Annotated in this window: 12 protein-coding genes; 8 read left to right on the forward strand and 4 right to left on the reverse strand. The window is 68.6% G+C overall.

All coding sequences use genetic code 11. From position 1 onward, the window contains the following. Positions 1–43: 43 nt before the first annotated feature. Complete coding sequence (locus tag U9983_RS06245) at positions 44–286, reverse strand: cupin domain-containing protein (protein ID WP_322753110.1); 243 nt, start codon at positions 284–286, stop codon at positions 44–46. 266 nt (positions 287–552) lie between these two features. Between U9983_RS06245 and U9983_RS06250 the strand changes: the two genes are divergently transcribed. Further along, a complete protein-coding gene (locus U9983_RS06250) occupies positions 553–1,986 on the forward strand; it encodes a cytochrome P450 (protein WP_322753111.1) in 1,434 nt (477 codons plus the stop codon). A 79-nt stretch (positions 1,987–2,065) separates the two neighbouring features. On the opposite strand, the gene U9983_RS06255 is transcribed toward U9983_RS06250, so the two are convergent. Beyond that, the gene (locus U9983_RS06255; protein ID WP_322753112.1) at positions 2,066–2,743 is read right to left on the reverse strand and encodes a TetR/AcrR family transcriptional regulator; all 678 of its coding nucleotides are present in this window, start codon (positions 2,741–2,743) and stop codon (positions 2,066–2,068) included. A 26-nt stretch (positions 2,744–2,769) separates the two neighbouring features. Between U9983_RS06255 and U9983_RS06260 the strand changes: the two genes are divergently transcribed. The 6 genes from U9983_RS06260 (at position 2,770) to U9983_RS06280 (ending at position 8,058) form a co-directional block, all read left to right on the forward strand. Further along, entirely contained in the window at positions 2,770–4,335 is a 1,566-nt protein-coding gene (locus U9983_RS06260) for an MFS transporter (RefSeq protein WP_322753113.1), read from the forward strand. A gap of 238 nt (positions 4,336–4,573) precedes the next feature. Then, the gene (locus U9983_RS06265) at positions 4,574–5,389 is read left to right on the forward strand and encodes a TIGR03620 family F420-dependent LLM class oxidoreductase (protein ID WP_322753114.1); all 816 of its coding nucleotides are present in this window, start codon (positions 4,574–4,576) and stop codon (positions 5,387–5,389) included. A gap of 153 nt (positions 5,390–5,542) precedes the next feature. Continuing rightward, a complete protein-coding gene (locus U9983_RS27740) occupies positions 5,543–6,208 on the forward strand; it encodes a toll/interleukin-1 receptor domain-containing protein (RefSeq protein ID WP_416211290.1) in 666 nt (221 codons plus the stop codon). Further along, complete coding sequence (locus U9983_RS06270) at positions 6,187–7,179, forward strand: hypothetical protein (protein ID WP_322753115.1); 993 nt, start codon at positions 6,187–6,189, stop codon at positions 7,177–7,179. The genes U9983_RS27740 and U9983_RS06270 overlap by 22 nt, the downstream gene beginning before the upstream one ends. Next, positions 7,085–7,498 (forward strand): pentapeptide repeat-containing protein, encoded by a 414-nt coding sequence (locus U9983_RS06275; RefSeq protein WP_322753116.1) that lies wholly within the window; start codon positions 7,085–7,087, stop codon positions 7,496–7,498. The genes U9983_RS06270 and U9983_RS06275 overlap by 95 nt, the downstream gene beginning before the upstream one ends. A gap of 14 nt (positions 7,499–7,512) precedes the next feature. Then, positions 7,513–8,058 (forward strand): hypothetical protein, encoded by a 546-nt coding sequence (locus U9983_RS06280; RefSeq protein WP_322753117.1) that lies wholly within the window; start codon positions 7,513–7,515, stop codon positions 8,056–8,058. Positions 8,059–8,084: 26 nt separating this feature from the next. On the opposite strand, the gene U9983_RS06285 is transcribed toward U9983_RS06280, so the two are convergent. Then, a complete protein-coding gene (locus tag U9983_RS06285) occupies positions 8,085–9,281 on the reverse strand; it encodes a hypothetical protein (protein WP_322753118.1) in 1,197 nt (398 codons plus the stop codon). Positions 9,282–9,925: 644 nt separating this feature from the next. On the opposite strand from U9983_RS06285, the gene U9983_RS06290 reads away from it, so the two are divergent. Further along, entirely contained in the window at positions 9,926–10,759 is an 834-nt protein-coding gene (locus tag U9983_RS06290) for an SAM-dependent methyltransferase (RefSeq protein WP_416211292.1), read from the forward strand. Positions 10,760–10,884: 125 nt separating this feature from the next. Here U9983_RS06290 and U9983_RS06295 read toward each other — a convergent pair. Then, a partial coding sequence (locus tag U9983_RS06295) for an ABC transporter permease (RefSeq protein ID WP_322753120.1) occupies positions 10,885–11,549 on the reverse strand: 665 nt, incomplete at its 5' end.

The raw sequence follows: 11,549 nt of genomic DNA on the forward strand, positions 1-11,549 counted from the left end.
TGGCTGGTGGCGCGGCACCACGATGTCCGGTGATGCACTGTCGTCACGCTGGACGGACCGGTTGCTCCCACACGACCAGCCCGACACAGCCGCGTGGGCTACGCGGCGCGTGCACGCTCCCTGGCGGCATGACGAGCAGGCTGTTCGCCGGGTACGTGCCGTCATCGGTCTCCAACTCGCCACTCAGTACGTAGATCAGCTCATAGCCGGAATGCCGGTGGGGCATCGCGGTCGCGCCCGGCCGGTATCGCATGATGGCGGCAGCCGGGGTCAACGAAACAGACATTGATGCTTGCGAACAGGAGACAGCGGTGTGATCTGCCGGCTCCGTCCCCTGGTCCCAGGTGACCGACTTCACCCGCTGGTTCGGCAGGCCGTTCGCCGACTCGATCAGCGCGCTCCGCATCGGGGCGGCGGAGTTTTCCAGGCTCGATTCCCAAGGCGCTCACACGGGATTCGTATGTTTGCGCTGTCTCCTTGTCCCATGGCGGCGTACCCGGTGGAGCTGCACGCGCCGGCGGCCCCGTCGCTCGATCACCGGAGGAGGTTTCGATGACCGTCACACCCACGTTCGCGCACGCGCCGAACGCGGCACCGAAAGGTGCCGACCAGGTGCCCGGGCCGGGAGGCGGACCGCTCGCATCGGTACGGATGCTGCGCTCCGACCCCCTGGCAGGTCTCACCCGGCTGCGTCGCACCTACGGACCGGTCGTCCGCATCGCCTCCCGGCCGATGTCGGCGTTCCTCGTCGCCGACCCGGCCGCGATCGCCGACGGACTGGTCGGGTCGAACCGGACGCACGCCAAGGGCGCCGTCCGGCGCGGCCTCGGTTCCAGGGAGACGGTCATCCAGCCACTCACGCTGCTGCTCGGCCGGGGGTTGTTGACCAGCACGGGTGACGTCCACCGCCGGCAGCGCCGACTCATGCAGCCGTTGTTCCACCACCAGCGCATCGCCGGCTACAGCGAGACGTTCGCCGCGATCGCCGACGCCACCGCTGACACCTGGGGCCACGGCCAGCACCTCGACGTCCACGCCGAGATGACCGAGATGACGCTCGCGATCGTAGCCCGCACCCTGTTCGACGTCGACCTCGACAGCGAGGTCATCGAGGTCGTCCGCACGGCGTTGACCGAGAACATGGCTGCCGCCGGACGGGCCCGGTTGCCCGGGTTCGAGATGCTCGAGCGGCTTCCCCTGCCCGCAGCTCGACGCCGGCGCGATGCCCGCGCAGCACTCGACCGGGTCGTCTATGCGCTGATCGAGCGCCGCCGCGCCGCCGGCGCAGACGGCGACGACCTGCTGTCGCTGCTGCTGTCCACCCGGGACACCGACACCGGCGTGGGCATGGCCGACGAGGAGGTGCGCGATGAGGCCCTCACCATTCTTCTCGCCGGGCACGAGACGACCGCTAATGCCCTGAGCTGGACCTTCCACCTGCTCGGACGCGACCGGGCGGTCTCGGCCCGGATGCACGCCGAACTCGACGAGGTACTGGGCGACCGCCGGCCGACGATGGCGGACATCGCGCGCCTGCCCTACACCGACGCCGTGCTGCGCGAGTCGATGCGGCTCTATCCGCCGGTCTGGACGATGGGCCGTCACCTCACCGTGGACCGCGAGGTCGGCGGCTACCTACTGCCCGCGGGCTCGACGTTGCTGTTCAGCCAATGGGTCGTGCACCGCGACGAAACCTGGTGGCCCGACCCGGAGCGTTTCGACCCGACCCGCTGGCTCGTCGGCGCAACCATCGGCGTCGGCGCAGCCCCGCCCGGCCAGCCGCGCTACTCCTACTTCCCGTTCGGCGGTGGTCCCCGCCAGTGCATCGGCAACACCTTCGCCCACTTCGAGGGAGTGCTCGCATTGGCCGCGATCGCCCGCCGATGGTCGTTCGAGCCGGACCCGGATGTCGAGATCGTCCCCCTGCCGCAGGTGACCCTGCGTCCCCGCGACGGCCTGCCGATGACCGCACACCGCCGACGCTGACCGAGCCCTGCCCGCCACCACAGACCCTGACCGGCCCGGAAGTGCCAGCCATCGAAGATCGTAATCCGGTCGGATTCCGTCAGATTCCGCGGGCGACGAAGTCGAGGACGACCAGAAGAGCCTGATCATGTTCAGTGGCGGGGATGTCGCGCAACGGTCCGTCGCTGAGCAGCGTCGACAGGCCGTGCACGGCCGACCAGGCGGCGTACTCGGCCCTGGGACGGCGTTCGGGCGGGATCGCGCCGACCTCGACCAGCTCGTCGAGCCGGGCGCTGAGCAGTTCGTACGGGCCGACTCCGCTGGCACCCACTCCTTCGCCGGGCCCGAAGGAGTGCATGGTGCGCGGCACGGCGAACGCCGTCCGGAACCAGCCGGGTTCAGTGGTGGCGAACTCCACGTAGGCCCGCCCGAGCGCATCGAACCGAGCCCAGGCGGCCGCCACCGGGTCGGGGTCCGCGGGCAGGGCCGCAACGCGCTGCTCCATGAGCAGCGCCAGACTGCTCATGGAGCGTTCGCAGACGGCGCGCAGCAACTCGTCCCGGTCAGCGAAGTGCCGGTACGCCGCGTTGTTCGAGACGCCGGCGGCGCGACTGGCCGCCCGCAGGACCACCGCCTCGGGGCCTCCGGCCCGGGCCAGCGCGACACCGGCATCGACGAGCGCCTCCCGCAATCGGCCGTGGTGGTACGGGCGCGAGGAATCGGCAGCCAGCATGTTGACAGTGTCTACTTCCCGTGGCACGCTCGTCAATGTTGTCACCGTCAACTTCAGGAGACGTGGTCCCGATGCCTCCCATGAGCTCCCGCCGCCGGCTCGCGGTCCTCGCGACCGTCTGCCTGGCCGTGTTCGCCATCAACCTCGACACCACGATCGTCAACGTCGCCCTGCCCGACATGGCCCGTCAGCTCGGCGCGACCACCCGCGACCTGCAGTGGATCGTCGACGGGTACAACCTGGCCTTCGCCGCGCTCGTGCTCACCGGCGGGTCGATCGGCGACCGGTTCGGCCGTCGCCCGGTGCTGCTCGGCGGGCTCGCCGGTTTCGCGGTCGCCAGCGGGATCGGGGCGCTGTGCACCGGAGCCGGCGCGCTGGTCGCGGTGCGCTTCGTCATGGGCGCGTTCGCCGCACTCATCTACCCGACAACACTGTCGATCATCACCAATGCCTACCCCGACCGGGCCGAGCGCGCCAAGGCGATCGGCGTGTGGGGCGCGGTCACCGGCCTCGGGGTCGCCGTCGGCCCGGTCACCGGCGGACTCATCCTCGCCCACGTCTGGTGGGGCGGGGTGTTCCTCGCGCTCGTCCCGGTCGCGCTGGTCGCGGCAGCCCTCGCCGTCGTGCTCGTGCCCGAATCCCGCGACCCGCGCTCGGCCCGGCTGGACCTGCCCGGTCTGGCCACCTCGTCGGCCGGCATCGGACTGCTCGTCTACACGATCATCGAGGCGCCGGAGCGCGGCTGGACGTCGCCATGGTCGATCGTCGGCTTCACCGCCACCGCGATCATCGCCGCCGCGTTCGTCACCGTCGAGCGGCGCCGCGCCGACCCCATGCTCGACGTGAGCCTGTTCCGTACGCCGGCCTTCTCCGCCGCGAGCGGTGCGGTGACCGTCGCCTTCTTCGCGCTCTTCGGCTTCATCTTCCTGATCACCCAGTACTTCCAGTTCATCCGCGGCTACAGCACCATCTCGACCGGCGTACGGATCCTGCCGGTGGCCATCACCATCGCGATCGGGTCGGTGCTCGGCGCGGCGCTGACCGGCCGGCTCGGCACCCGCGTCATCGTCGTCACCGGGTTGCTGATGTTCGGCACGGCGTTCGCCTGGATCGCGGTTTCCGCGACCTACGAGTCCTACCTGCAGATCGCCGCGCAGATGGTCATCATGGGCACCGGCCTCGGCCTGACCACCGCCCCGGCCACCGAGTCGATCCTCAGCGTGCTTCCGCCGGCGAAAGCCGGTGTCGGGTCCGCGGTCAACGACGCCACCCGGGAGGCCGGTGGCACGCTCGGCGTCGCCGTCATCGGCAGCGTGTTCACCTCGATCTACGTCCACCACCTGGCCGGCACGACCGTCGCCGCGCTGCCCCGCGACGTGGCGATCGCCGCCCGCGACTACGTCGGCGCAGCGATCACGACAGCCGCCAACGCCGCACCGTCGCTGAGCCACCAGCTCGTCACCGACGTCAACGCGTCGTTCATGAGCGGCCTGCACATCGCCTGCCTGGTCGCCGCCGGCGTGTGCTGGCTCGGCGCCGTCGGCGCTCTCGCCCTGCCCGGCCGCCGCGACATGCGGACGGCGCAGCCCGAACCAACCGTGGTCACGGCCGCCCCCGAGCCGGCGCCCGCCAGCTGAGGCGCGCGGTCCCGCAGAATTTCGGGACAGGAGCGACCCGGGTGCGACGGGTGTGCAGTCGCGCGGTCTCTCCGCATCAACGGGGCGCTTAAGACCTTTGGCCAGGCCCCGCTCGCCGAGGACTACGGGCCATGGGCTTGCCGGACGTGTCGGCTCGGAGGGGAGCCGGAACATCCCCGCGCCTGGCTCTGTTGTGACCTTCCGTCGGGTGACCTGCGCGGTTTGGAGGGGACGGCTGATGTCGAAGATCGAGCTGGGACCGGTCGGTGCGGTCCTGAGCCCCGCAGCGGACGGTTTCCTCGACGCAGCGGTCGAGCTGGAGGACTTGGGCTATTCGACGATCTGGCTGACGGGCGGCCCACTCAGCAGCCTCGGGCAGATCGCTGATCTTGTGCGCGCCACCCGCACTGTTCGGGTCGCCAGCGGGATCATCTCCGTCGACCGGTTCGAACCGGAGGCGGTGGCGGCCCTGTACGCCGACCTGGAGGCCACCCACCCGGGTCGGTTCGTCGTCGGCCTCGGCGGCGCACACGGGGCGAAACCGGTGCAGACGCTGACCACATACCTCGATGCGCTGGGCTCCGTCCCGGTGACCGCACGCGTGATGGCGGCGCTGGGGCCACGCATGCTCGACCTGGCCCGCCGCCGCGCCGCCGGCGCCTTCCCCGTCCTGGTCACCCCCGACTACACCGCCCACGCCCGGTCGCTGCTGGGCGAGGACACCACGCTCGCCATCGAACAGCTCGTCGTCCTCGACACAGATCCCGGCCACGCGCGAGGGATCGCCCGTGGACCTCTCGGCTTTCTGAGCACGGTCCCCGCCTACCCTGCGAACTTCCGCCGGATGGGCTTCACCGAGGACGAGATCGCCCACCTTGATGATCGACTCGTTGACGCCCTTGTCGCCTGGGGCGACGTCCACGCGGTCGAGGCCCGAGTCGCTGAACATGCGCGGGCAGGGGCCGACCACGTCGCGGTAAGCGTGACCACAGCCGCCCCGGAGACCATTCCGATCAACCAATGGCGTGAACTCGCCAAGACGCTGATCCCGTAGCCGGCGAGGCGCTGCAAGGAGTGGGGCCAGGGCTGCGTGCTCCGGCCCGCACCCTGGCCGCCGTCGGTACCGTTCGCATCGGACCCGCCTGCCGGTGGCGGTGGCGGTGAATGTCGCGGTGGCGGTGGCGGTGAATGTGGGAGCATCCGTGACGTGGTCAACGGAGACGACGCACGGCTGCCCACGGTCTTTGTCAGCTACACACAGGCCGATCGAACGTGGGCGGAGTGGATCGCCTGGGAACTCGACGGCGCCAGGTATGACGTACGGATTCAGGCATGGCATTCAGCGCCGAGCACGAACTGGGCGGCATGGATGCAGCGGACCGTCAACGAGGCCGACCACACGCTGGTCGTGTTGTCACCGGACGCGCTTCGTTCGGATTATGTCGAGGCGGAGTGGCAGGCCGCTTCCCGGGATGACCCGCTGGGACGTCGGCGGCGCCTGATCCCGGTCCGCGTGGCACCGCTTGAACGTCCCGGACTGCTCGGCGGCTACACATGGATCGATCTTGTCGGCATGTCGGAGGACCCGGCCCGAGCCGCATTGTTGAGCGGGGTCCGGGCTGCGCACACCGATGGTGTCCGCCCTGCGCAGCAGCCGGCCTATCCGGGTGGCTCACACCCGGGAGGATCGCACCCGGGAGGATCGCACCCGGGAGGATCGCACCCGGGAGGAGTCGGGAGACGTTCCTGTTACGGGAGCTTGCCCGTCGGCTCCCGAGAATCCTGCCGAATCTGGTACCGGTATTCATCGAACTGCGGGCACTGGAGAAGAACCACAGCCTGGACGCGCTGTTGGCCCAGCATCTGGCGGTAGCCGGCGAGGAGTCCATCGACATCCGCGCGGTGCGCCGGATGCTGGCACGCGGGCAGCTGGTGTTGCTGTTCGACGGCTTCGACGAGCTGGCGATACAGGTCACCTACGATCGGGCCGCCGAACACCTGCGGACGATTCTCACCGCGGTGACCGGGCGAGCCAAGGTCGTGCTGAGCAGCCGGACCCAGCATTTCGCCTCGGACACCCAGTGGCGCACCACCCTCGGCGACGAAGTCCACCTGGTCGCGGGCAGCAGACTGGTCGAGCTCGGTGATTTCGCGGACAGCCAGATCCGCGACTTCCTCAGCCGTCTCTACGGCGGGGATACCAGCGCCGCCGACCGTCGCCTCGAGCTGATCCGTGACATCAAAGATCTCCTCGGGCTTTCCCGCAACCCCCGCATGCTGTCCTTCATCGCGGACCTGGACGAGGACGAACTGCGCGCGGTGCGGGCCGCCGGCGGTGGAATCAGCTCCGCGTACCTGTACGAGAATCTGATCGCGCGGTGGCTGCGTTTCGAGGTGAACCGGCGGCGTCCGACGCTGGGGGCCATACCCGGGCTGGGCGTCGACCAGATCCGCCGGGCGGTGACCGCGCTCACCCTGCAGCTGTGGCGTGGCGCCGAGCGGGACATGGACCTCAGCCGGTTGGAGGAGACCGCCCGGCCGGACCGAAGCCGAGGGCTGGGCCCGGACGGTCTACGAGGACCAGGCCGCGACCGACACCGCCAGGGCCAACGCGCTGGCGGTCACCCGGCGGCTGCAGATCCGCAGCATCCGGGTCCGCCTGGCCGGGCAGGACCTGCGCGGCAAGGACGACGAGCTCTCCGGCCTCGACCTGCGGTTCGCGGACCTCTCCGGTGCCGACCTGACCGGCGTGCGGCTCCACGACGCCGATCTGACCGGCGCGAGCCTGACCGGTGCCCGGCTGGTCGGCGCAGTGCTGCATTCCGTCGTCCTGAACCGGGCTGATCTGTCCGGTGCCGATCTCACCGGCGCGCGCCTGATCAAGGTCGTCATGCACGGCGCCGCGGTCGAGCGGAGCAGGTGGCACCGGGCCGCTCTACTGGGTACCGAGATCGACGCGTCGACACTGGCCAGACCCGAGCTCGCCGAGGTCGCCGTCGCCGGCCGCGACCCGGTACGGGTGGTGGTCAGGCCACCCGGGGCACAGATCCGGGCGGTCGTGTTCAGCCCGTCCGCAACGCTGCTCGCCGCCGCGTGGGGCCCGGTCATCGCAATGATCGAACCCTGGGCCGGCCGGGTGGTGCGCACCCGACCGGGCACGTGAGCGAGGTGCGTTCGGTGGCGTTCAGCCCGGACGGCACGCTGCTGGCGTCCGGTGGTACGGACGGGACGATCCGGCTGCACGAACCGGCCACGGGTCTGTCCGTGTCCCGTCTCGGCGGCCATGTCGGCGCGGTCCACACAGTTGCCTTCACCCCGAATGGCGCGCTGCTCGTCTCCGCAGGCGCGGACGGGACGGTTCGGCTGTGGGATGTCCGGTCCGCCCGCCCCCTCTCGACCATGCTCGGCCTGGGTGAAGGCGGCTGGTGTCTTGTGCTGCCCGACGGCGGGTACCAGCTGGCCGGCGACCTCGCGGACGCATTCTGGTGGGTACTGCGTGACTGCGCGTTCGGTCCGGGCGAGCTGGACGGTGTTCATACCGGCGTCCGACGCCTTGGTGACCGCGAGCAGCCTCCCGGGCTCACCGCCTACCCGAGAGTTTCCGGGACGGTTCTCGGAATCCCGATCGGTGGCGTCGGCGCCGACCGGAATTCCGACTCCAGCGCCGGACCCGCCGAGCCGCCGAGTGCGGGCCGGCGCCCATGGCGACGCCGGCCCAGGTAGCGGTAGATGATTCCGAGCTATGCTCGCTACTTCAGGGAGATCGACTTATCGAGGAACTGGTTGGTCACCAGGTCCGCCGGGGCCAGCCCCGCCTTCGGCTCGGTGCCTTTAGCCTTGAAGACCGGTGTAAGCCGGCCGATCAGCCCCTGGACGCGCGCGGTGTCGAAGCTGCCCAGCACCCCGTCACTACCATTGGCGATCAGCTTGAGCTCCTTCTGCTTAGCGCTGGCGTCCGCGACCAGACCGGCCGAAAGGCTGAACCCGCTCGTGTTCATCTTGCTGACGATGTCGAGTAGGAGCTGGTTTGTCGGGCCGGGAGCTGCGACGTAGTCACTCTGCGCCTGCTGGAACAACGGCACGAGCTTGGCCAGGCAAGCGCTGTTGGCCGCCAGCTTGTCCTGTCGGATGGACAGTGCGGACTGATATACCGGGTACTCGTCGACAAGCAGGTATTTAACCGGCTTATTCCAGGCTTTCACATCATGTTCAAGGTGATAGGGCTCGTTTGTGACGAAACCATGTTGCACGATCTTCCCGTCGGCTGCGACGAAACGGTCCGGGCTGCCCTGGTAGGACGGATCGACCTGCGACTTGTTCAGCAACCCCTCCCGTTCGAGGACGTCCACGGAGCTCGCGGCCGCGTAGGCCAGCACCGGCGCTCCCGACCGGCCGATATCGGCGATGCTCGTGAAGTTCCAGCTGGGGTCTCCCCAGAGAAAGACCTCCGGGTTCCTGTCGTAGGACGAGAAGACCGCCACCGTCGGCGCCTTTCCCGAGTTCTGGATCGCCTCGTCCGTGCCGACATAACCGAGCAGGATGTTGTCGTCCTGGGCCAGGAGCGCGGAGGGCTGCTGGTAGCCGGCTGCCGGACCACCAGACCTGATCTCGAGGTTAACCCCGGTACCGCCGAGCTGGCCGATCACCCGATTCTTGTTCTTGTCGATCGTCGGGTTCGGGCCGAGAAGCTGGTAGGTGAACCCCTGGTCCGCCTCCGGCCACCAGCTCGTCTGGACGACGACCGTGCTCGGGCAGAGCCCCTTCAGCGGCGTGGTGTAGCGGGACGTGGTCGCGGTGCCGCTGCCGGTACCCGTGCCGGTCGACGCGCCGGCCGGGCTGGTTCCGTCTGATCCATTCCCTGAGCCGCACCCCGCCAATGCCAATGCCAGCAGGGCGACGCACGCAGCCGCTGCCCCGGTACCACGGTCAAGTCTTGATAGTCGCATTGCTCTCCTCGACTGGGGAACGGGAGTGATGGTGGGACGAGCGCGCACCGCCGTCTGGTCCGTCCACTGCGTCGTCACCAGTATCAGACCAATGCCGGACCAATATCGGACCAATACCTGACCAATACCGGAGCGGGCCGATAACCAGGCCCTGCCCCCCAGCGGACAATCGGACCCAGCGACAGTAACGCGGGGTTGTTGCAGGTCAACAGAAACAGATTCGCGGATGCGATGGTGGCTAAGGACGTGGCAGCCGGTGCCCGCCTCGTCTACCACGTAAGGTCCTTTCGACCGAAAGCGGGGGTGATGACCGACTGCATCAGAGTGGTCCTCATTGTAGCGTTATCAGGCGCACGTCCCGCGATCCACACCTGGTCGGTGGCAGGCTGGCGAGGCAGCGATCGCCGTGCACTGATCGCCGTGCGCCGAAGCTGGCCAGGCCAACAGGGCATCGTGGCGAGCGACTGGTTGCCGTCGGGCGCTGAGGGCTACATTTGTAGTCAATCAGACTCAGATTTGTAAGGAGAAACATCGTCGTGGAAGAGGGCTCACCGACCGCCGGCAGTTCCGACCGGCAACAGCATTTCGAAACCCCCGCCGACTCGGCCGCTGCACCCCGGTCCTGGGACTTCAAAACCGCCGCGGTGTCGGAGGGCTCACCTCCGGGTGACGACTCCGACCAGGACGAGGCGCCCGCCATCAGCACGACCGTTGCGCACAATGCCAGAGTCTGGAACTACTGGCTGGGTGGCAAGGACCATTACCCCGTCGACCGCGAGGTGGGCAACCAGGTTCTCGAAATCTTCCCGGGCATCGGCCACGTGGCCCGCGCAGACCGGGCGTTCCTCGGCCGCGCGGTCCGGTACCTTGCCGGCGAGGTCGGGATGCGCCAGTTCCTGGACATCGGCACCGGGCTACCCACCGCCGACAACACCCACGAAGTTGCCCAGCGGGTAGCTCCGGATTCACGGATCGTCTACATCGACAATGATCCCCTGGTCCTGGTGCACGCCCGTGCCCTGCTCATCGGCACCGTTGAGGGCGCCACCGACTACATCAACGCCGACGCCCGCAACCCCGATAAGATCTTGCTTGCCGCGGCGAAAACACTGGACTTCAGCCAGCCGATCGCGATCATGATGCTGGGAGTCCTGAACTTTGTCCTGGACACCGACGAGGCGGTCGCGATTGTGGATCGGCTGGTGGGCGCCGTACCTGCCGGCAGCTACCTGGTGCTCGCGCACCCCACCGGTGAACTGGGCGGCGAAGAGAACGCCGAATCCATGAAGTTCTGGAACGAGAACGCCACGCCCCCGATCACCGCACGCAGCCGGCAGGAGGTCACTCGTTTCTTCCGTCACCTGGAATTGCTGGAACCCGGTATCGTGTCCTGTTCGCACTGGCGGCCCGAACCGCCCGACGTGGATGGCGTTCCGGCGGAAGTGCCTCAGTTCGGCGCCGTCGCGCGAAAGCCCTGACGCGCCGGGAACCCGCTGTCCCCCGTCGATCGACTACGTCAATCGACGACGTCAGTCGACGGGGGACCGTGCGCCTCGGCTCGCTGATCGAACGGAAGATGCAAAACAGGCTCTGCAGACAGGCGCTAACGCCGTCCGGACTCGTGCCACGGCCCGACGATCATGTGAGCGGCCAGGCCGAACAACCAGAACACGGCGAGGCCGAAAACGGACGAGACGATGACCGCCACGAACATCGGCCCGGAGTCCAGGCTCCGGGTGTAGTCGTCTATGAGCCGACCGATGCCCGGTTCCCCCTGGCGGAAGAAGAAGTCGCCCACGATGGCACCAATCACCGACAGGCCCGCGGAGATGCGGAGCCCGGTGAAGACCGCGGGAAGGGCGCCGGGGAATTCCAGCCGGCTCAGCCGTCGCCACCGGCTGGCTCGTCGCAGCGTAAACAGGTCGTGATGACCGGGATCCACGGATCGGAGGCCGAAAAGCGTATTCGTAATGATCGGGAAGAGCGCGATCAGGACGCACACCATGGTCTTGGACCAGAATCCGTAGCCGAACCAGAAGCCGACCAGCGGGCCGATCGCCAAAATCGGGATGGTCTGCAGCACCACAGCCCAGGGGTAGAACGCACGCTCGATCCAAGGCGCCTGACTCATCAGGATCGCGAACACCATTCCGAGCGCCGACGCTATCGCCAGACCGACAAGAGCGACCGTCGCGCTTACGACCAGCGCCGAGAGGATTTCGTGGAACCTGGCCCAGTCCAGAAAACCTTCCGCCACCACCTGATGCC

Origin of the sequence: Protofrankia sp. Cas3 (genome assembly GCF_963555955.1) — a bacterium.
Lineage (GTDB): Bacteria > Actinomycetota > Actinomycetes > Frankiales > Frankiaceae > Protofrankia.